The sequence below is a fragment of the Priestia aryabhattai genome, from assembly GCF_023715685.1.
Lineage (GTDB): Bacteria > Bacillota > Bacilli > Bacillales > Bacillaceae_H > Priestia > Priestia aryabhattai_B.
The window spans coordinates 1019275-1041467 of sequence record NZ_JAMBOQ010000002.1 but is presented as its reverse complement, the minus strand read 5'-3'; the positions used below and the strand labels follow the sequence as shown (position 1 = coordinate 1041467).

At 36.0% G+C, this 22193-nt stretch carries 21 protein-coding genes; 17 read left to right on the top strand and 4 right to left on the bottom strand.

Features of this window, described 5'->3' with window-relative positions; translation table 11 throughout:
• Positions 1–97: 97 nt before the first annotated feature.
• Positions 98–301 (bottom strand): hypothetical protein, encoded by a 204-nt coding sequence (locus M3225_RS12305; RefSeq protein WP_251394064.1) that lies wholly within the window; start codon positions 299–301, stop codon positions 98–100.
• Between the two features lie 387 nt (positions 302–688).
• Here M3225_RS12305 and M3225_RS12300 point away from each other — a divergent pair, with 387 nt between their 5' ends.
• Entirely contained in the window at positions 689–2089 is a 1401-nt protein-coding gene (locus M3225_RS12300; RefSeq protein WP_251394062.1) for an amino acid permease, read from the top strand.
• A 59-nt stretch (positions 2090–2148) separates the two neighbouring features.
• Here M3225_RS12300 and M3225_RS12295 read toward each other — a convergent pair whose 3' ends face one another.
• On the bottom strand, positions 2149–3357 hold the full coding sequence (locus M3225_RS12295; RefSeq protein WP_251394060.1) for an MFS transporter: 1209 nt from the start codon (positions 3355–3357) through the stop codon (positions 2149–2151).
• A gap of 256 nt (positions 3358–3613) precedes the next feature.
• Between M3225_RS12295 and M3225_RS12290 the strand changes: the two genes are divergently transcribed.
• The 9 genes from M3225_RS12290 (at position 3614) to M3225_RS12250 (ending at position 13746) form a co-directional block, all read left to right on the top strand.
• Positions 3614–4075, top strand: a complete 462-nt coding sequence (locus tag M3225_RS12290) for a MarR family winged helix-turn-helix transcriptional regulator (protein WP_251394058.1) — start codon at positions 3614–3616, stop codon at positions 4073–4075.
• A complete protein-coding gene (locus tag M3225_RS12285; protein ID WP_251394056.1) occupies positions 4072–6735 on the top strand; it encodes an MMPL family transporter in 2664 nt (887 codons plus the stop codon). Before M3225_RS12290 ends, M3225_RS12285 begins: the two co-directional genes overlap by 4 nt.
• A gap of 288 nt (positions 6736–7023) precedes the next feature.
• Positions 7024–7188, top strand: coding sequence for a hypothetical protein (locus tag M3225_RS12280; protein ID WP_243494646.1), 165 nt, complete (start codon positions 7024–7026; stop codon positions 7186–7188).
• Positions 7189–7484: 296 nt separating this feature from the next.
• Positions 7485–8594 (top strand): ABC transporter ATP-binding protein, encoded by a 1110-nt coding sequence (locus M3225_RS12275; RefSeq protein ID WP_251394054.1) that lies wholly within the window; start codon positions 7485–7487, stop codon positions 8592–8594.
• A gap of 123 nt (positions 8595–8717) precedes the next feature.
• A complete protein-coding gene (locus M3225_RS12270) occupies positions 8718–9704 on the top strand; it encodes an SIS domain-containing protein (RefSeq protein WP_251394029.1) in 987 nt (328 codons plus the stop codon).
• 116 nt (positions 9705–9820) lie between these two features.
• Positions 9821–11107, top strand: coding sequence for an ABC transporter substrate-binding protein (locus M3225_RS12265; protein ID WP_251394021.1), 1287 nt, complete (start codon positions 9821–9823; stop codon positions 11105–11107).
• 15 nt (positions 11108–11122) lie between these two features.
• Positions 11123–12004: a carbohydrate ABC transporter permease gene (locus tag M3225_RS12260; RefSeq protein ID WP_251394019.1), complete on the top strand. Its 882-nt coding sequence runs from the start codon at positions 11123–11125 to the stop codon at positions 12002–12004.
• Entirely contained in the window at positions 12004–12888 is an 885-nt protein-coding gene (locus tag M3225_RS12255; protein WP_251394017.1) for a carbohydrate ABC transporter permease, read from the top strand. Before M3225_RS12260 ends, M3225_RS12255 begins: the two co-directional genes overlap by 1 nt.
• Positions 12889–12903: 15 nt before the next feature.
• Positions 12904–13746, top strand: a complete 843-nt coding sequence (locus M3225_RS12250) for a PfkB family carbohydrate kinase (protein ID WP_251394007.1) — start codon at positions 12904–12906, stop codon at positions 13744–13746.
• Positions 13747–13801: 55 nt separating this feature from the next.
• On the opposite strand, the gene M3225_RS12245 is transcribed toward M3225_RS12250, so the two are convergent.
• A complete protein-coding gene (locus tag M3225_RS12245; RefSeq protein ID WP_251394004.1) occupies positions 13802–14533 on the bottom strand; it encodes a GntR family transcriptional regulator in 732 nt (243 codons plus the stop codon).
• 292 nt (positions 14534–14825) lie between these two features.
• Here M3225_RS12245 and M3225_RS12240 point away from each other — a divergent pair, with 292 nt between their 5' ends.
• From M3225_RS12240 to M3225_RS12220, 5 genes are all read left to right on the top strand, one after another.
• A complete protein-coding gene (locus M3225_RS12240; RefSeq protein WP_251394002.1) occupies positions 14826–15845 on the top strand; it encodes an STAS domain-containing protein in 1020 nt (339 codons plus the stop codon).
• 230 nt (positions 15846–16075) lie between these two features.
• Positions 16076–16504 (top strand): SRPBCC family protein, encoded by a 429-nt coding sequence (locus tag M3225_RS12235; RefSeq protein ID WP_251393999.1) that lies wholly within the window; start codon positions 16076–16078, stop codon positions 16502–16504.
• Positions 16505–16840, top strand: coding sequence for an ArsR/SmtB family transcription factor (locus M3225_RS12230; RefSeq protein WP_251393997.1), 336 nt, complete (start codon positions 16505–16507; stop codon positions 16838–16840).
• Between the two features lie 197 nt (positions 16841–17037).
• Complete coding sequence (locus M3225_RS12225) at positions 17038–17817, top strand: MBL fold metallo-hydrolase (RefSeq protein WP_251393987.1); 780 nt, start codon at positions 17038–17040, stop codon at positions 17815–17817.
• Between the two features lie 534 nt (positions 17818–18351).
• Entirely contained in the window at positions 18352–18846 is a 495-nt protein-coding gene (locus M3225_RS12220; protein WP_251393978.1) for a GNAT family N-acetyltransferase, read from the top strand.
• A 166-nt stretch (positions 18847–19012) separates the two neighbouring features.
• On the opposite strand, the gene M3225_RS12215 is transcribed toward M3225_RS12220, so the two are convergent.
• Complete coding sequence (locus M3225_RS12215; RefSeq protein WP_251393970.1) at positions 19013–19816, bottom strand: alpha/beta fold hydrolase; 804 nt, start codon at positions 19814–19816, stop codon at positions 19013–19015.
• A 334-nt stretch (positions 19817–20150) separates the two neighbouring features.
• Between M3225_RS12215 and trhO the strand changes: the two genes are divergently transcribed.
• Positions 20151–21119 (top strand): oxygen-dependent tRNA uridine(34) hydroxylase TrhO, encoded by a 969-nt coding sequence (gene trhO / locus M3225_RS12210; RefSeq protein WP_251393968.1) that lies wholly within the window; start codon positions 20151–20153, stop codon positions 21117–21119.
• Positions 21120–21324: 205 nt separating this feature from the next.
• Positions 21325–22182, top strand: coding sequence for an SMP-30/gluconolactonase/LRE family protein (locus M3225_RS12205; RefSeq protein WP_251393966.1), 858 nt, complete (start codon positions 21325–21327; stop codon positions 22180–22182).
• Positions 22183–22193 lie beyond the last annotated feature (11 nt).

Below are 22193 nucleotides of genomic sequence, written 5' to 3'. Positions count from 1 at the left end.
CAAAATGAAGGGAATATTGAACTAGAAGGGTATAAGATAATATATATCAGCGGTATAACTTTTGCCTTAGACAAATGCCGGTATTCTATAAAAAAATTTATCTTATGCCATTCGAATCGTTTGTGCTGGATGAAGCTGAATTCTCATTAGGTAATTTGCTCACCTTTTGCTGATCTCGCTTCTTTTTAGAAGGAGAATAAAAAAGTAATTTAAACATAAAGTACACTCCTAAAGCTAACAAAATACAGCCAATAAGTAAGTTAAGCATCTCTTTCCGCCATTCATACACTTCATTTTTCATCATTATAACACCCGGTAAGATAAAACATTCATAGTTCCTTAAATAATACGTACGTCAGGAGTTTATATCTGGAGATAGTTGGTGAAAAAGTTATCTAAAGACCTATAATTTTATTTTTTAGAATATTATTTTTATTCAAATTTATTATGCATAAGTACAATGATAACTGCTTTATTTAGTTTATAAATCTAAAACATAGCGATATTAAGAAATCGCTTACAAAAACTCTTGAAATATATATAATGATATTAGTATACTAATAGACAAGTTAGTAACTATTTCTATATAATTACTTCTGTATCTAAAGTAGAAATGGGTAGCCAAATGGGAAAAGACGTCATTTTCAGGTTTTTTAATGGGTGAGTGCAACAGAGAGGAGAGAGTGCAATGAGAAAACTATTTAAAAAGAAGTCAATCGAGCAATTATTAGAACAAAGTCAAAACAAATCTCTAGTCAAAACATTAGGAGCATTCGATTTGACTCTTCTTAGTATTGGAGCCGTAATAGGAACGGGGGTTTTAGTGTTAACAGGCTTGGTGGCTGCTAACGATGCTGGACCAGCCGTTATTTTTTCTTTTATACTGGCTTCTATTGTATGCGGTTTTGCTGCGCTGTGCTATGCGGAATTTGCTTCAACTATACCTGTATCTGGCAGCGTTTACACCTATACATATGCAACAATTGGAGAAGTGGTAGCACACTTAATGGGATGGACGTTGCTTTCCGTCTATTTATTAACAATGTCAGCAGTAGCAAATGGATGGTCTTCTTATTTTAACAATTTTTTAGAAGGCTTTGGTTTTTCACTGCCAAAAGAATTGATTACGATTCCTGCAAATGGAGGTCTAGTGAACCTTCCTGCTATTTGTATTACACTTCTTATTACATGGCTGCTTTCAAGAGGAACAAAAGAAAGTAAAAAAGTGAATAACTTTATGGTGCTTGTTAAATTATTTATTATCCTTCTCTTTATTATTGTAGGGGCTTTTTATGTGAAGCCGTCTAATTGGACTCCTTTTATGCCTTATGGAATTGAAGGTGTTGTGACAGGGGGAGCGGCCGTATTTTTTGCTTTCTTAGGCTTTGATGCTCTATCTACATCAGCAGAAGAAGTAAAGAACCCGCAGCGCAATTTGCCAATTGGAATTATTAGTTCACTCGTGATCTGCACGATTATTTATGTAGCAGTATGCCTTGTTATGACTGGAGTTGTTTCTTACAAGGAACTGAACGTTCCAGAAGCAATGGCTTATGTTCTCCATTCAGTAGGACAAAATGCAGTGGCAGGAGTTATTGCTGCAGGAGCTGTCATTGGAATTATGGCTGTTATTTTCGCCTACATTTTTGCAGCAACACGCATTTTATTCTCGATGAGCCGCGACGGCTTGCTGCCAAAAGCATTTGCCAAAACAAATAAGAAAACGGGAGTTCCGACTCTTTCTACTTGGCTAGTAGGCGTTATCGGGGCGTTAATTTCAGGATTTATTGATCTGAAAGAACTTGCGAATTTAGCAAATATCGGAGCTCTTTTAACTTTTGGCATGGTGGGCGTCAGTATTATCATCTTACGTAAAACGCATCCAAATTTAAAACGCGGATTTACAATGCCGTTTGTGCCGGTTTTGCCAATTTTATCTGTAGTATCTTGTTTATTTTTAATGATTAACCTTCCTAAAACAACATGGCTATATTTTAGCATATGGATTGTGCTTGGTATAGTTGTGTATATAGGTTACTCTCGTAAACACAGTCGATTAACAAGTAAAGAAATGAAAAAAGCGAGTTAGAAACAAAAAAAGAGCCTTTCATCAAAGAAAGGCTCTTTTTTTATTCAGTTGTCAGACAGTTAGGACGATTGTTCCATATGTTTTTTGCGTGTTTCCACAATAAAGAGACAAGTACTGATAATAAAAGCAGTTCCTACAAAAATAGCGCCAATCCAAGGAAGTGAAGTAAGTCCCATATGGTTAATGATTACGCCTCCGAAAAAGGCGCCAAAAGCATTTCCTAAGTTAGCAAATGAGTGGTTTGAAGTAGAAGCTAAAGCAGGTGCTTCTTGTGCTAAATTCATAATTTTCACTTGAATACCAGGCATTACAGCAAATGCAGCTGCTCCCCAGAAAAACAGCGTGATAATCGCTGCTGTTGGGCTTTTAACAGTAAACGTAAAAATAGTCAGCACAATGCAAAGAAAAGCAAATATACCTACAACTGAAGGCATTAACTTCCAGTCTGCAAGCTTGCCTCCAACAACGTTTCCAAGTGTAACGCCGCATCCGTATAATACAAGTATCCATGTAACGCTATGTTCACTTACTCCTGTAACGTCTTCAAGAAGCGGTGTAATGTACGTAAAAACAGTAAATAAACTACCGCATCCTATTGCGCTTAAAAGAAGCATTACGAGAAGTTTTGGTTGAGTAAAAGCAGCAAACTGCTGTTTTAGACCCGTTAATTTGTCTTGACCAAGCTTTGGGATAAACAGAATAATACCAATAAATGCAATAATCCCCATGATCGTAATAGCCCCAAATGAAGCTCTCCAACCTAAGTGTTGACCAATGAATGTTCCTACAGGAACGCCGATGATATTTGCAATAGTTAAACCTGCCATCATCGTTGCGACAGCACTTGCACGTTTGTGCGGCTGCACGAGCCGTGAAGCAATAACAGCACCTACTCCAAAGAAAGTACCGTGACACAGTGCCGTAACTAAACGAGCTCCCATCAAAATTCCATAGTTAGGTGCAATAATAGCAATTGCATTTCCGAGAATAAATAAAAGCATGAGTAAACAAAGCAAAAGCTTTTGAGGAAGTCGATGAGTAAAAATGGTTAAAATTGGCGCGCCGATTGCTACTCCTAAAGCGTAGCTCGTAATTAGCTGGCCAGCAGTCGAAATGCTAACATGAAGGTCTTCTGCAACGTTAGGCAGTATCCCCATAATAACAAATTCCGTCATTCCAATAGCAAAAGCTCCAAGAGTTAACGAGATGAGAGCAATTGGAAAGGAATCTTTCTTACTGACCTGCTCATTAGCATGCATTGTATTCATGTGTAGTCACCCTTTCTGTGTATAAAATTTATATCTTCTTAAAAAGAAGTCAATTACTAATAATACTTAAGTGATTGAGCTTTGACAACCAAAAAAGTCGATGTAAGCGGTATCTTTTAAAATTCCATTTATCTTTATCATATATGAAGACAGTCAGACATAAATTTATTGACAGAATAAAGTTTAGTCCTATAAACTATTTTTAAAGTTAAATAGTTTATACCTATAAACTAAATGAGTAAAGGAGGGAAAATAAGTGACGAAAAGCAAGTTATATCAAGCTGTAGAACTTTTTGAAGAAGTTTTGTTTGTAGGAACAGAAGTGATTCATAGAGAGATAAGCCATAACCTCTTCGAACATGTCTCAAGGCAGCAGTTTGATTTGCTAAATAGCTTAATGATCAAAGGCCCGTCCTCACCTGGCAGTCTCGCTGTCTTACAAGGTGTTCATAAAAGTGCCATTTCCAATCGAATCAAAAAACTATTAGAGAAAGGGCTTGTAGAGTGGGACACTAACGAACTAGAGAGCGATAAACGTTCTAAGCTTATTAAGATTACGGCTGAAGGAGAAAAGGTAATAAATGACGGGAATGCTGCCTGTTTTGGTATCATTGAGAATTTGTTTGATGATGTAGAAGAAGAAAAAATAGATACATTTATTGAAATTCTTACAATGGCAAAAGAAAAGTTAAATACAAAAGGGGAAAGCAAAGAATGAAATTTATCGTGAAATTTAAATGGGTGATTGCTGCCTTTATTTTAGCTTTAACGGTTATATTGATGCTAACGGCACCGAATTTAACAAAGCTTGCAAGTGAAAAAGGACAGTCCCAGCTTCCAGATGATGCAGTTTCATCTAGAGCCAGCCAAATTTTAAAAGATGCCGGGGAAGACAGTAACACTATCAGCATGGTTATTAAGTTAGATAAAGCATTAAATGCAGATAGTGAGAAGCAAATACAGCAAATCATTAATAAGACAGGGAAAATTAAAGGTGTGAAAGACGTAACAACTCCTTTAACAGATGATCAAGATGTTCGTAATCAATTAATGTCTAAAGACAAAAAAACAGTTTTAGTTCCGGTTACTGTCAGTGGATCGGATGAAAAAGTCGAAAAAATAGCGAATCAGATTTATGACAGCGTGCCAAAAGACGTTACCGCATATGTAACAGGTGCATCTCTTATTAATCAAGATTTCGCACACAGTTCAGAAGAAGGGTTAAAGAAAACCGAGTTTATTACCATCTTTTTGATTTTAGGTTTACTTTTACTCGTTTTCCGTTCAGTAGTGACGCCGTTTATTCCTATTTTAATAGTAGGAATCACATACTTAATCAGTCAGTCGTTATTAGGTATTTTAGTTAAAAATGTAGATTTTCCAATCTCAACGTTTACGCAAACGTTCTTAGTAGCTATTCTGTTTGGAATTGGTACGGATTACTGCATTCTTTTACTTAACCGTTTCCGTGAAGAATTGGCTAACGGGCATGATAAAGTAGAAGCCACAATCACAGCTTACCGTACAGCAGGAAGAACGCTATTCATCAGCGGAATTGCCGTATTTATTGGTTTTGCAGCCATCGGATTTGCCAAGTTTGCTATTTTCCAATCGGCTGTCGGCGTAGCAGTGGGCGTAGGTGTGCTGCTAGTCATTTTATTTACCCTGCTTCCACTTTTTATGGTTACCCTTGGAGAAAAATTATTTTGGCCGTCTAAAAAAGTGGCTTCTCATAGCGATAATAAGCTGTGGGGCTTTTTAGGAAAAAATGCAGTGACGCGACCGTTCGTGTTTTTAGTCATTACAGCTATTATTACCGTGCCTTTTATTGTGACGTATGACTCAAAAGTGTCGTTTGACTCTACTGCTGAAATCAGCAGTGATTATAAATCTATAAAAGGACTAAATGCCATCAGTGACGCACTCGGAGAAGGAAAAGCGTTTCCTGTCAATGTTATTATTAAAGGAGATAAAGAGTTAACAAAAGCGGATGTTATTCCTTATTTAGGAAATATAAGCAAAGCAATTGAAAAAGTGGATCACGTGGACTCCGTCATGACCATCACACAACCTACAGGAGAAAAAATTAATGATTTATATGTTAATTCACAGCTGGGCTCTGTATCAGATGGAATCAAAGATGCTGTTAAAGGAATTGGAGATGTACAAAAAGGATTAAGTGATGTTGAAAAAGGGCTAAATCAAATAGCTGACCAAACAGGTTCTGCTTCTAAAGAAGAATCTAGCGGGTCGCTTACACCTGTAGCAGACGGATTGGCTCAAATTAATCAACAGCTGCAGCTCGTCAGCACTCAGCTTTCTACCACAGGAAATGTGCAACAAGCGGTTCCTCAGCTTGCAGCAATCAGCAAAGAACTTACTACCATTCAAACCGGTCTTGAACAAGCAAATGAGAATCTTTCAGCTCAGCAAGGTCAAGTAGGAACGCTATCGGACAGTATCAATCAGTTAGCAAAAGGTGTTAATAGTGCGAATGATGGACTGACGAAGATCTCAGATGGTTTAACAAAAGCAACAGATATGCTTGATAACATGAGTGACAGCTCAACAGTTAGAGATACGGGTATTTATCTTCCAGCAGAAGTGATGAAAGATAAAGGGTTTAAACAATCCATCGATAACTATTCCTTTGCAGATGGAAAAGGAGTTAAGCTAAGTGTAGTGCTTGATCAAAATCCATATTCTGAAGAAGCCATTTCAACTGTAAAAAATATTGAAAAAGCGGTGGCAAACGAAGTCGTAGATACGCCGTTTGAGCATACAGAAATTGTTTACGGAGGCGTATCGAGCTCAAATGCGGATTTAAAAGATTTATCCACAACGGATCTTTCACGCACAATGGTCATTATGATGATTGGACTGTTTATTGTTTTGACCATTTTATTCCGTTCAATGGTAATGCCTGTATACATGATTGCTTCACTGCTGCTTACGTATTATACAGCAATGGGAATCTCAGAGCTTCTATTCGTGGATATAATGGGGAATGACGGAATCAGCTGGGCGGTGCCATTCTTTAGTTTTGTTATTTTAGTTGCCCTGGGAATTGACTACTCTATTTTCTTGTTAGACCGTTTTAACGAAGAAGTGAAGAGCGGCGTAGCAGAAGGAATGGTTACGTCTATGAGTAAGATGGGGTCGGTTATTATTACTGCTGCTATTATACTAGCCGGAACGTTTGGGGCTATGATGCCATCAGGTGTATTAACACTTGTGCATGTAGCAACAGTTGTTATTATTGGTCTTTTACTTTATGGTCTTGTTATTCTTCCGCTTCTTATGCCAGCGATTGTTGTGACGCTTGGAGAGGGAAACTGGTGGCCGTTTCTTCGAAAAAAAGAAAAAGAAATGGAATAGAAAGTAGAAGAATAACTTGTATATGCTAGGTTTTATCAAAAATCAGATATTTGTTAGGAAGATTAATAGTGACACACTCCTATATAACGTTAAACATTATATAGGATAAAAATAAAGGATAGATGAGCGTCATAAGACTGCTCTATCTATCCTTTTTGTACTATTGGAAAACTTGAGCTTGTTTGTTATAAAAACATAACCAAGCAGAAACTGTTACAGATAAACCTAGTCGAATAAAAGACCTCCAATCAGGAAAACCTATAGTCAAAAACATGTGGAGGTTTTTTTATGAAATTTGTAAATTTCTTAGCTAATCAGCGAGACAAACGACGGGAACAAATGCGTGAAGCAGGCACATGTCCAGATTGCTTGGGGAAACGATTTCACCATATTGGACTTTATTTTGTGCATATTTATGAATGTCCGAGCTGTCAGGGCAAAGAAGATATGTAATAAAATCTTCAAAAGTAAGGCAAAGGCAGTTTCTTTACAGATTATGATGTAAAACCTTCTTATTGTGGAGAAGGTTTTTATTTTTTGGGAAGTGAACGGTTACTTGTATATTTTGTGTTAGCAAACTTTACATATTTATTTTCTGCATAACTAGATTCGATTAGTATAATCATTAAGTTACTTTAATGTCTCAAGTTAACAATTTAAACAAAAAGGAGGAAAGAGTTAAGAAAAAAGTAACTTGTAACTTGCCGTACTGTATTTCTAGAAAATTGAATATAAGGAGCTGATGCTTGATGACAATGTTACATTTGGACAAAATATATAAAATATATGATAAAAAAAATATCGCCGTAAATGACTTTAACCTTCAGGTTGGAGATAAAGAATTCGTTGTATTTGTCGGACCATCAGGCTGTGGTAAATCAACTACACTGCGAATGATTGCAGGTCTAGAAACGATTTCAGAAGGTGACTTCTACATTGATGGAGAGCATATGAACGAAGTAGCTCCCAAAGATCGTGATATTGCTATGGTCTTTCAAAACTATGCTCTTTATCCTCATATGACTGTTCGAGAAAATATGGCATTTGGTTTAAAGTTAAGAAAAATAAAAAGAGATGAAATTGATAGACGGGTAAATGAAGCAGCCAAAACATTAGGTCTAGAAACATATTTAGATAGAAAGCCAAAAGCTTTATCTGGAGGACAGCGTCAGCGAGTTGCTTTAGGTCGTGCCATTGTTCGGGAGGCGAAAGTTTTCTTAATGGATGAGCCATTATCTAATTTAGATGCAAAACTGCGCGTGCAAATGCGTGCTGAGATTATTAAGCTCCATCAAAGATTGCAAACAACGACAATTTATGTAACTCATGATCAAGTAGAAGCTATGACAATGGCTACGCGTCTAGTAGTAATGAAAGACGGAATTATTCAACAAATTGGAACTCCTCAAGATATTTATAAACACCCGAAGAATGTATTTGTAGGCAGTTTTATTGGATCACCTGCAATGAATTTCTTTCGAGGCTGTCTCCGAGACACTTATTTTATAATAGGACACACTAAAATACAGCTTCCTGATTTTTTAATATATTCTTTACATTCCAAAGGATACAATAAGAAAGAAGTCATAATGGGAGTGCGACCTGAACATATTGTATACAATCAAGCCCATAGTAAAGAGACATTAGAGAAGGAGGTCTGCTTTACTACCTTATTAGATGTGATAGAGGTATTAGGGGCTGAAACAATTTTATACGCTAGTTTAGAAGATCAATCGTTTGTAGCTCGAGTACCTCTTTCACATAAATTTGAAGCAGGGGATAAATGTACGTTTTCCTTAGATTTAAACCACGTGCATTTCTTTGATAAAGAAACCGAAGAATGTATTTCTATAAAATAAAGACAAATAAAAACGTTAAATATTCTGACAAATGTATTGACTAGTTAATGTTTGCAGTTTAATATAACAATATATAACATTACATAATGTTGTATATCATATTTTATTTAAGGAGTGGGGAAAATGAGCAAAACAGTAGTGAATGTAAAAAGTGATGTGCAAGCCGTATTAAACGAATTAAAAAGCAAGCAAATTCGTAATGTGTTTTTCGTCGCATGTGGAGGATCTTCTGCGATCATGTATCCAGCTAAGTATGTACTAGATCGGGAAGCCCAACAGATTACATCCGATTTGTATAGCTCGAACGAATTTATCCACCGTAATCCGCAGCAGCTAGGAAAAGACTCCTTAGTTATTTTATGTTCCATGTCAGGAACAACTCCTGAGACTACAGAAGCAGCTAAGTTCGCTAAAAGCAAAGGCGCTTATGCTGTAGCCCTAACAAATGAACCTACTTCACCTTTAGCCCACAACGCAGATATTTTTATTAAGTATGAGTGGGGCAATGATATCGATGCTTTTGAAACAAACTTAGGCGTTTTATATCAGCTTGTATTTGGCCTCTTATACGTAGCAGAAAAAAATGATAAATTTGCAAAGCTAGTTACCAGCTTAGAAAATCTACAATCTGTTTATGAAAAAGCTCTGGAATACGAAGCGAGCAATGCGAGAAAATTTGCTGAATCACATAAGTCTGAGCCGGTTATTTACACAATGGCCAGTGGTTCAAACTATGGAGCAGCCTATTCATTCAGCATTTGTATTTTGATGGAAATGCAGTGGATTCATTCTCACGCTATTCACGCTGGAGAGTATTTCCATGGTCCATTCGAAATTATTGATGAAAACGTACCGTTTATCATACTCGCTGGACTAGATGAAACAAGACCTTTAGAAGAACGCGCCTTATCATTCTCTAAACGATACGGCAAGAAATTAACTGTCCTAGATGCAAAAGCATATGATTTCGAAGGAATTGACAAAGATGTACAAGGGTATATCGCTCCACTTGTACTAAACCGTGTACTACGTCAATATGCTGAAGAATTAGCGGAAGCACGCAATCACCCTTTAAGTAAAAGACGCTATATGTGGAAAGTAGAATATTAATAATCTCCTAGTAAAGATAGAAATCTGTATATTTTCCTTACGAGTTATACTATAATGTTTTATAACATTATAGTATAACTTATATATGAAAGCACTTACAATAAGGGAGGTTCTATATGAAAAAGACAAATTTAATCTTAGCCTCACTTTTAAGTTGTTCTTTAATGCTCGGAGGGTGTGCTGGAAAACAAACATCTTCAAACTCAGACACAGGAAAGACAACATTAACATTCTTTCACAGGTGGCCAAAAGAACCTGAAAAAAGCTACTTTGAAGAAGTTGTAAAAGAATTTGAAAAACAGCACCCTGATATTGATATTAAAACAGAAGCGGTCTTAAACGATTCGTATAAAGACAAAATTAAAGTAATGACAGGTACTAATACCCCTCCAGATGTGTACTTTTCTTGGAGCGATGAGTTTGCTAGACAATTTGTCAGAGGAAATAAAGCTTTAGACTTAACCTCTTATTACAAAAAAGATTCAGCGTGGTCTTCCCAGCTTGTTCAATCTCAAATTAAACCCTATACCGTTAATAATAAAATTTACGGTGTTCCTGTTACAATGGATGGAAAAATGTTTTTTTTCAACAAAGATATCTTCGATAAATTAGGGTTAAAAGCGCCTACGAATTGGAGCGAGCTACTAAACGTTTTAAGCGTGTTAAAAAAGAAGCATTATACAGCTTTAGAATTTGGAAGTCAGGATACGTGGACCATTTCTCACTACGTAGGAACCTTAAATCAACGCATGGTAAAGCCTGACGTTCTTTCAAAAGACTATAATTCAAAAACTGGGGCGTTCACGGATAAAGGCTATGTAAAAGCGCTAGAAAAATTAGAAGAATTAGTTCCTTACTTTAATAAAAACACAAATTCTATTGATCACGAATATGCAAGACAACAATTCTCAAATGGAAAAGCAGCTATGTTTTATGCTGAAACCGCTGAAATTAAGCTTTTTGGTCCAACTAAATTTAAGATTGGCATGTTTAATTTTCCTAAAGTGGACGATGGAAAAGGAAATGCTACTAATTTAACTGGGTCCCCTGAAGGATTTATGATTTCTTCTAAAACAAAGCATCCAAAAGAAGCGATGGAATTTCTTGAATTTTTAACATCAAAACAAATGGGTGAAAAGCTGGTAAAAGAGGTAGGGAAATACAGTGCAGTAAATGATACAGCTAACAGTAGTAATTCAACACCGGAACAATTAGAAGCAGTAGATAATATTTTACAAGCCAAAGAGATGGCTCCATGGTTTGATATGGCAATCGATGCTCGAATTGCAGATGCTTATTTGACAGGCACTCAGCTTATGCTAAATGGTGATAAAACACCTAAAGAAGTAATGAAAGATGTACAAAAAGCTGCAGCGAGCGTTCGTGCCGAATCTAAAAAGTAAGGAAGTGAAAAAGCAATGTTAAAACGCAATAAGCTAACCCCTTATTTATATCTTCTTCCTGCATTTGCTTTTTTGCTACTTGTGTATATCCCTATTTTTCAGAATATTTGGGATAGTCTTTATGAGTGGAGCACATTTTCACCAGATAAGGTTTTTGTAGGAATAGATAACTATGTGCACTTATTTAAAGACCCTGTCTTTTATCAGGCACTCAAAAATAATATTCTTTATGCCGTGATTTCAATTATTTTTCAAGTGGGCGGCGGTCTGATTGTGGCTGCCGTTTTAGAAGATAAACTTATTCGAAAGTTTTCTCCTTTTTTTCGAACGGTTTACTTTTTACCAGTAGTCGTTTCGATGACCGTTATTGCTTTGTTGTTTACTTTTTTTTACAATCCTGAAGTAGGACTTTTAAATCAAGTGCTCAAAATGATCGGATTAGATTCATTGGCAAAACCTTGGCTAGGAGACAGTGATACGGCTATTTATGCAGTTATTGCTGTATCTCAGTGGCAATCTATCGGCTATATTGCGATGCTATATATTGTAGCAATTCAGAAAATCTCGCCTGAATTGTACGAAGCAGCTGAAATAGACGGAGCTAATAAATTTAAAATGTTCTTTCATATTACTGTGCCGCAAACAAAAGAAATGACATTTGTTGCTGTTATTTTAACACTCACTGGTGCTTTTACAGTATTTAATGAACCTTATATTTTAACTGGAGGCGGACCGGGAACATCATCTGAAGTGCTAAGTACGTATTTATACAAAACAGCCTTTTCAAAAGATATGATGGGCTACGCTTCTTCAATTGCTACTGTCATTTTAATTATTACGCTGTTGCTTTCTCTTGTTCAGATGAAAGCATTTAAAACAGGAAAGGAAGACGCTTGATGCAGATACCTAAAACAAATGTCACCTTACCTAATGTTGTCAATACAGCCACTAAAGAAAGAAAAAAGAAGAGGTACACAGGCACAACGATAGTATATGTAGGGTTAATCGTCTATTTTATCGTCATTGCGTATCCCTTGCTTTGGATGATTATAAGTTCTTTTAAAAGCACGGATGAAATCTTTACTCACAGCTGGTCTATGCCGCACACTTGGCTAATTGAAAATTACGTGACAGCGTGGAAAAGCGGAATATCTTCTTACTTTTTAAACAGTGTGATCGTCACGGGCGTGTCTTGTTTTTTGACGGTTCTGGTCAGTGCGTTAGGAGCTTATGGACTATCACGTTTTGAGTTTCAAGGAAAAGCTTTTGTCCTTATTATATGTCTGGGAGGGCTTATGCTTTCTCCTCAAGTAAGTTTAATTCCTTTGTACAGCATTATTCAAAAACTTGGCATCTATAATACACACTTGGCACTGATTCTGCCTTATGTTGCTTATCGAATTCCTTTAACCATCTTGTTAATTCGAGCTTATTTTCTTTCGATTCCAAAAGAATTAGAGGAAGCAGCTCGGTTAGACGGATGTACAAGCTTAGGAATTTTATTTCGGATTTTTATTCCGATGAGCACACCGATTTTATTAACAACGACAATTTTGACAGCTTACTATACATGGAATGAATTTATGTTTGCCATTATCTTTATCGACGACGACAGTTTGCGCACAATCCCAGCAGGATTAATGCAATTCAGAGACGCTTTGCAAACAGATTGGGGAGTGTTACTAGCTGGACTGACCATTTCAGCAGCACCAATTGTTATGTTGTTTTTATTTATGCAAAAATATTTTATTCGTGGCATTGCTAACGGAAGTGTTAAATAATAGGAGGACAAGTAGATGAAACTAATTGGAGTAGGGGATAATGTAGTAGATTACTATAAAGATCAAGGAAAGATCTATCCAGGCGGTAACGCATTAAATGTAGCAGTATTTTGTAATAGATTGAACCATAATCAGTCTTCCTATATGGGAATTGTAGGGGATGACGAATCGGCAGAGCATGTAGTAAATACTCTACAGCAAGAAAAGATAGATATTAGGAGAATAAGAAGAGCCGTGGGAGAAAACGGAATGGCGGTTGTCACCCTTGATGAACAAGGAGATCGGATTTTTGTAGGCTCGAATAAAGGCGGAATCCAATCCAGATTAAAATTAATGCTGAATGAACTTGATTTTACCTATATTCGTCAGCACGATCTCCTTCATACAAGCGTTTTTAGTCATTTAGAAGCTGAACTTCCATTGCTATGTAAAATCATTGATATTTCATTTGATTTTTCTACGAGATATGACGAGGAATATTTACAACAAGTATGCCCTCATATCAGCTATGCATTTTTCTCAGGAAGCAGCTTGCTAGAAGAAGAGTGTATGGATTTAATAAAGCGAGTCCATTTGTTAGGAACCAGTGTCGTATGTGTTACGAGAGGAGAAGAGGGAGCATTATTATCAGTCGAAAATCAATTATTTAAACAACCCATAATTTCTACAAACGTCGTGGATACGCTGGGTGCTGGAGATTCTTTCATCGCTGGTTTTCTTTCTTCTTATCTACCAGAAAAAGATATAGCCAAAGCCCTTCATAATGGAGCATTAGTGGCATCACAAACTTGTCAAGATTACGGAGCATTCGGGTATGGAAAAAAGCACCAAACAGACTGTGCAATGGTTTTAAAATGAATAAAATAATAAAAATAGCGCCTTTGCTTTTTTAGAGCAAAGGCGCTATTTTTATTTAAGAAGTAGAACTGTCCATAGTGAACGTGACGCGATTGGCAGGGTAGTGTAGAAAAGATGAATGAATCGGTCTTTTTTGTGGATCATATGCTACTTTCTCTACTTTAAACAGTGGCTCTCCGACTTCACATTCTAAATGTTTTGCTTCATCCACATTTGCAAATACCATGTTCAATAATTTTTTATTATGAACCGGAGTAATATTGTACTTATTTTTTATAGTATCGTACATTGAAATCGAATTATGGACGTGCTGATCTAAGTGTGGTAACAAATCTAAGGAGTAGTGAGAAATTTCTAAGGTGAGAGGCTGGTCGTCATAATACAAGATACGCTGCAGTTCAAGGACTTCGCTTTCTGGAGGAATTGATAACATTTTTGCCACATGAGCTTTTGCAGGTTTTATACCAAAAGACAAAATTTTAGTCTGAGGCACTTTTCCCAATTCCGACATATACTCTGTGTGCCCATTAACGGCAAATAGCTCTCTTTTTGCTTTTGGATATTGAACAAAGGTTCCTTTTCCTTGTTGACGTGTCAGAAGCCCTTCTTCAACCAAATCCAATACCGCTTTTCTTACCGTAATCCTACTAACTCCGTATATATTGCACAAATCCGTTTCAATTGGAAGTTTTTCACCCAGAGTATAAATGCCTTTATTAATATCTTCCGTAATGGCCTGTTTTAACTGCATATATAAAGGTGTAGAGCTATGAGTATTTAACTTCATCTTTTCCCCTCTTTCTTCAATGTTTTTTTTGAATATAATTATATTATAACGTAATGTGATGTTATATTACAAATTGCTTTTATCCTCTTTTATTATACATGTTTGCTTGAAAGAAAAGAAAGATTGGCGAATTCAAGATTCCATAGGCATTAAGCTTGATTTTTTATTAATTGAAAACATGGGCAATAATTAGACAAGCCATAGAAAATATACAACAATTTTTATTATCAGCTTCTTCAACATAAGATAAAATATAAAGAAGATAAGAACTTTATAAAAAGGAGATTCCATCATGGATGAGAGAAAGAATATTGATATAGGTGGTCTTAGTTTTGCTTGGGATTTAGAAAAAGGAAAATTTAGCTTTGAAGGAGAAGATGCGATTCTGTTTTGGATTTCTTCTGCGATGAAAACGTTGTTTGACACAATTGAAGAAATATCTGGAGAAGATGCAGCTTCTGTAGTATTAGAAACTACTGGATTTCGTCAAGGATTAGTAGTAGGTGAGTACTTTCAAAATATGAAAGGCGTAACCGTTTTTGAAGCGGCTCAATTAATTACAAATACATACGCTTCAGCTGGATGGGGAAAAACCACTATCAAACATTTGAATTCTGAAAATAAAACCCTATCTGCTGAATTAAAAGATAGCTGGGAACATAAAATTAACGTTGCGCAAAAGAAAACAAAAGGAGGGAATTTCCTTCCTGCCCATTATGCAGGGATTTTTACAGGACTTTTTGGAACGAATATTTGGTACAAGCTGATTCAACATCAAATAGAAGGACATGAATGCACCATAGTAGAATATTTCCCTTCAAACATTGATATCACTCAAAACATTCATCAATTAGCGAGAAGGAAAGAAGCACAGCAAATAGAACATTTACAAAACATTGTGGCAGAAAAAACAGCAGAATTAAAAGATCTTATTAAAAAGCTTTCTTCCCCCATCATTCCGGTTTTGGAAGGCATAGTGGTCGTTCCTTTGATTGGTAAATACGATGAGGATAGAACGGAAGATTTGATTGTTAATACATTAAATAACCTCCCAAAACATCAAGCTAATTATCTTGTGCTGGATTTAACCGGATTGGATAAAGAACTTACTGAATATACGGCAAGTCTTATTGAAAAACTAGGTGCAGCAGCGTCTTTAATTGGTACGAAAACAATTTTAGTAGGAATTTCTGCTGACTTAGGCTTAGTTATATCGGAAACCCATATTGATTTATCAAAATATGATTGTTTTCAAACATTGCAGCATGGCATTCATTATGCATTGGCACAAAGCGGGCGAAGCATCGTTTAAAACATATATTTGAAATATAACAAAATGCGCTTTTGTGAAATAAGAACTATAGATTCTATACTTTACAACCTTTATCCAAAGTCATAATAAATTTCTTTGTCAAAGAACGGAGATGTATTGACCCATTTCATTTTTTAAAAGAAGAATTGACATGAAACCAAAAGGTGTTATATGATTTTAATATGAAACCTTTTAGTGTTATTTTTTGAAAAAGGAGAATGAAGATAACGATGGATGATAAAAGTGTATTAGAAGATGTAAAACAGACGCTCGTGTTTAACGCGCCAATTCAAAAAGTTTGGGATAAAGTAGCAACGGTAGAAGGGCTTCAACAATGGTTCATGCCTAATGATTTTAAGCCTCAGGTAGGACATGAATTTCATTTGCAATCCCCTTTTGGACCCTCCCCGTGTAAAGTGTTAGAGGTAGAGGCACCAAACTACCTTTCTTTCTCTTGGGATACGGATGGATGGGTCATTTCGTTTATCTTAAAAGAAATGGGCAATCAAACTGAATTTACGCTTATTCACGGCGGGTGGAAAGAAGCGGAAACACTTCTTGAAAAAGCAAACGAAAAGAGTTCAGTGGTACGAGATAGAATGAGCTACGGATGGATTAGTCTCGTGAATGAAAAACTTCGAAAGGCTGTTGAAAGCTAAATGACTTCATCAGCTGCTAAGCATGATATCTTTCAAGCGATTGCTGATCCTACTCGAAGAAAAGTACTTGAGCTGCTTTCTGAAAAAGAATTGCCTATTTCGGAAATAACGTCTCATTTTTCAATAAGTCGTACCGCTATTGTCAAGCATCTTCATATACTTTCAGAAGCAGACTTAGTTCATGGACAAAAAAAAGGAAGAGAAAAAGTTTATTATTTGCAGCCGGAGCCTTTAAAAGAAGTAAAAGATTGGCTTTCTTACTACGAACAATTTTGGACAAACAAATTATCTATTCTTAAACATATAGTTGAAAGAGACGAAGAAAGAAAGCAATAGAAAAAGCACAAAAACGTTTATTATAGTGATTACCGTAAAGCCAGTCGTTAAAAAGACTGGCTATTTTACATAAAGCTCAGTTTATGCTAAAAAGACAAATAAAAATAGTTGATAAAATAGAAAGATGCAGAAAAACATAGGGCATGTCTTCAATTACAGAGATAGACCTTTAGAAGCAAAAAGGAGGAAGCAGAGTAATGAACAAGCTTTTATTTTACGGGACGAGCGATGCCCAAGGGGTACCTCGATTATTATGTAACTGTAAAGTATGCACGGAAAAAGATCCATTAAATCAGCGCACAAGACCTAGTGCACAATTTACAATGGACGGTAACATATTTTTGATTGATGTATCACCCGATTTTAAACATCAATTTCATTTATACAATAACAAAAAAATCCCTTCTACTGTTTTTATTACTCACCCTCACAATGATCATGTTGCTGGTTTAGGAGATTTAGCTGACTTATGCTACTGGAACAATGTAAATACAGAAGTCGTAGGAGCGCCTGAAGTCATCAGCGAGTTAACCGAAAGATTTCCTTATCTCGCAAAAAGAAAAGGGCTTACCTTTAAAGGAGCGTTAAAATGGGGTAGCGGAGAAACGACCATTACGTTTCATAAAGTAAATCACGGATTTAATGGTTATTCCTATGGCATTGTGGTTCATCAAAAAAAAGGCGAACGCTGGGCGTATGTATCGGATTCTTTTAATGTGACAAAAGAACAGTGGCAGCCTTTTTATCATTTAGATTTACTGATATTTGGTACATCTTTCTGGAAGGAATATCTTCAACAAGAAAAAAGATCTGTATATGATGTTACAGAAGCGATGGAAATCAAAGCGAAACTACAGGCAAAAAACATGGTGTTCACTCATTTATCACATGATATTGATATCCCACAGCACGCTAACATGCTTTTAGATGAAAACGTAAGCTTTGCCTATGACGGACGCGAGATTTTATTACCTTAAATATAGTCATACACAGAAAAGATTTTTTGTGTTGAGATAAATGTATATATTGTAGAATGATAATTTCAAACTAGCGAGGCAGAAGAGGTTAGTATGCAGGAATATCTTGCAGTAGGAACGAACACGACACTAAATTGGATTTAAAGAGGTGATAGTGTTATGGAGGCCATTATAGAAAAAGCAACTAACCTTGGTGAATTATCTCGATTTCTATCATAAATAAACAGAAAGAAAACATCACATATTGGTTATTGTGGTAAAAAAGAAGAAAAAATTTACCAGACATTAAAAGCCGATTTTATTAGTGACAATGGGGATATCAAATTTCTAATCGCCAGAGATAGGACAGGGGAAATATTAGCAGCCATTGGATTTGATATCGAAAAAACGGTAGCAGAAGTGTGGGGACCTTTTAATAAAACATCTTCTATTTATCTGCAATCTCAATTATGGAAACAGTTAGTTAATGAAGATCCTTTGATTCAAGAATTTCATTTTTTTATCAATGAAGAAAATATGCAGCAATAAACATTTATGAATGAAATAAAGGCAAAAAAGAATGGTGAACACCTTATCTTAGAAATTAAAGAACGAAATTTTGATAAAGTTAATGAGATGAAAAGTGAACCATTTAAACATAGTGATTTTCAAGCATTGGAAACATTGCATAACACAGTCTTTCCAAATACTTATTACGATGCAAAAACAATGATTAAAAGACTTAACGATGGAAATAGGTTAAAGATACTTAAAAATATTTCTAATGAATTGCAGGGCTATGCGTACTTTGAAGTCGATACTGAAATGGCAGAGGCTTCATCAGAGTATATTGGTATTTCAAGAGACGCTCAGAATCAAGGTCTAGGTACGATGTTGTTAAAAGAAGTTTTAACAGAGATGTTTTTATTCCCGCAAATTAATGAAATTGAACTAACTGTTGATAGGCCGAATAGTCAAGCAAATCGAGTATATATGAAAGTTGGTTTTGAAGCAAAAGATATTCTTATAAGTTATTGCCTTAAACTATAAGAGACTTAAGTGGAGTTAGTGCGGAGAACATTAAGTAAAAAAGCACTCGAAAAAATTCGAGCGTTTTTACTTATTATTTATATTGCTGATTTTTAGTTCTAACATATGCTTCTCCCCGTCAACCTAATCCTTTAGAAGGAAGGCTCTCCTTCTTTAAGTTTGTAAATCAGATATGCTCGATAAAGTCGCTCACAACTTTGTTAAATCGATCGCTTTCTTCTAGAAAAGGACAGTGGCAGCTGTTTTTAAAAACTTCAAGTACAGAACCTGAAACCAGCTTTTGAATATGTCTTCCAGCTGCTACAGGAATGAGCTTTTCTTCTTTTCCAAAGCACAGTAAAGTGGGAGTTGTAATAGAAGGGAGAAAATTCCGATAGTCCACAATGGATTGATCAAACAAAATAGCACTGGCTATCGACTCAGGCATTTTTGTCACTTCTTTCATGATCCAATGTTTATCTTCTTCAGTTAATTCACTTTTAAACATAAGTGGAATAAAATTTTCTAATGTACTTGTTCGATCAAGTTGAATACCTTGCATAAGCGAAATAAGCGCAGGTAAATCAAATGCACCGATTGGAAAGTCTGGCCACCTAAAGTCTGAAGCCATTTCATCTATGATGACAATACCTTTTACATTTTCTTCACCAAATTGTTTCAAATATTCCCATACAACAAAAGCACCCATCGACCAGCCTACTAATATGACGTCTTTTAATCGATGAGTGCTTATAAACTCATGCACATCACGAGCATAAGTAGAAATCGTGTGGCCGTATGAAGTATGACTTGAATTTCCATGTCCTCTTAAATCCAAAAGAATAGCGTGATACTGCTTCGAAAAATAAGAAAGCTGGTTGTGAAAAAAACGACTGCTCATCCAAACTCCATGAATGAAAATAATAGGTGTTCCTTCTCCTTGTTGTTCATAGTATAAAGATGCATCGTCTTTTACTGTATAAAAAGGCATCATTTTCGCCCCCAATCTGAAAGATTCATATCTCATCATGTATGCACGGGAAAGCTCGTGTAGAACGTATCGCTACAATAAAATTTTTATTGAAGAACAAATCCTAGAAGTGAATGCTTTGGTATGTTATACTATTACAGGCTTAAATATTGTATGTTTTTGAAACAATCATTCACTATACTACTTTTTAGATAGAAGCATCCTAGTAAAAAGGATGTTGTTTTTGTCGTAATGTACCTTTAAGTAATGAATTGTTACCATCAATTCGGTTCACAATAACCGACCTACATGCATTATATCTTGCAAATATAAACAGATAGGTGGAAGAAGTAACATGACTGAAAGAAAACCATATCAAGTACTACTATATTATTTGTACACTCCGATTGAAAATCCCGAAGAGTTCACAGCTCAGCACTTGGCATTTTGTAAAGAGCTTGAATTAAAAGGACGCATTTTAATTGCGGCTGAAGGAATCAATGGAACAGTATCAGGAACAATTGAGCAAACAAATCAATACATGGAAACGATGAAAAATGATCCTCGTTTTGATGGTATTGTATTTAAAATAGACGAAGCAGATGGACATGCGTTCAAAAAAATGCACGTGCGTCACCGCAAAGAATTAGTAACTCTTCGATTAGAAGAAGACGTGAATCCTCTTCGCGTAACGGGTAACTACTTAAGCCCAAAAGAATTTTATCAAGCAATGCAAGATGAGAATACGGTTGTAATTGATGCACGAAACGATTATGAATACGATTTAGGTCATTTCCGAGGAGCTGTTCGCCCGGATATTCGAAACTTCCGTGAGCTTCCTGAATGGATTCGCGACAACAAAGATCAGTTTGAAGATAAAAAAATCTTAACGTACTGCACAGGCGGTATTCGCTGTGAAAAATTCTCCGGATGGCTTCTTGAAGAAGGTTTCGAAGATGTAAGCCAGCTTCACGGAGGTATTGTAACATACGGAAAAGATCCGGAAGTACAAGGTGAACTATGGGACGGTCAGTGCTATGTATTTGATGAGCGCATCAGCGTACCAGTTAACCAAAAAGAGCATGTGATTGTCGGAAAAGACCACTTTACCGGCGAGCCTTGTGAACGCTATGTTAACTGTGCAAACCCAGAATGCAATAAGAAAATCTTAGCTTCTGAAGAAAATGAACACAAATATTTACGCGCTTGTTCACATGAATGCCGAGTGAGCCCTCGTAACCGTTATGTAAAAGAACACGGTTTAACAGAAGAAGAATTTGCAGCACGTGTTAAAGAGCTAGAAAAAGAACACGTAACTTTATAATAAAAAAAGCAGCACGCTTTACACAGCGTGCTGCTTTTTTTTATGAAAAGATTCTCTTGGAACCTAGTGTTTAGAGAAGGTGATACAACGGGTATTTATAAAAAAGGAAAGAAATCCCTGATTTATTATTTGCTTAAAGAAATATTTTTTTGAGAAAGACATTATAAAAAATGATTGTACATAAAAACGAAAAAGGAGCTTAAAAATGGAAGCGAAAATTGAAAAAAAGTACAATGGCCGTTTGCTTGAAGGACCCCTATGGGATGAAGAAAATCAAAAATTAGTGCTAGTAGACATCTTAGATAAAAAGCTTCTTACGTACGATCCAAAAACGACAACATTAGAAGATATTTCTCTTCCTTCAGTCGTTACAAGCGTTTCTAAAACCAATCATTCAAAATTGATTGTCTCCAGCCGTAATCAGCTGCTTTTAGTTGATAAAAACAAGAAAGATCATGAAGAATATATCCATTTAGATACTCTTGAAAAAACCATGCGTTTTAATGACGGGAAATGTGATCCATATAATCGCTTTTGGATTGGCACGATGAGTGAAGAAGATGAAGAAGGAAAAGCCCAGCTGTACGTAGTAGATGAAAAAGGTGTAATCAAGAGCGCTAAAGAAGGATTAAGCGTGTCAAATGGACTAGCTTGGAATCGAACAGGGGATAAATTCTTTCTGATTGATTCACCGAAAAATAAAATTATGTCTTATTCATTTTCTAAAGAAACAACAAGGCTCGAAGATGAAAAAGTGGTGATTGACCTTTCAAATATGGAAGGGTTTCCCGATGGAATGACAATTGATGAGCACGACCGATTATGGGTAGCGCTTTGGGGAGGTTCGAAAGTTATTTGCGTAGATCCAAATAAAGGAGAAATTATAGAATCTATTCACCTTCCTGTTTCCAATGTAACCAGCTGTACATTTGGAGGAGACGATTTACAAACACTATTTATCACAACAGCCAAGGAAGAAGAAAAATACGAAGAAGCTGCCGGCTCTCTTTTTTCATGCCGAGTAGGAGTAAAAGGTGTACCTGCTTGTACTTACGTGTATTAGGTTATAGAGTG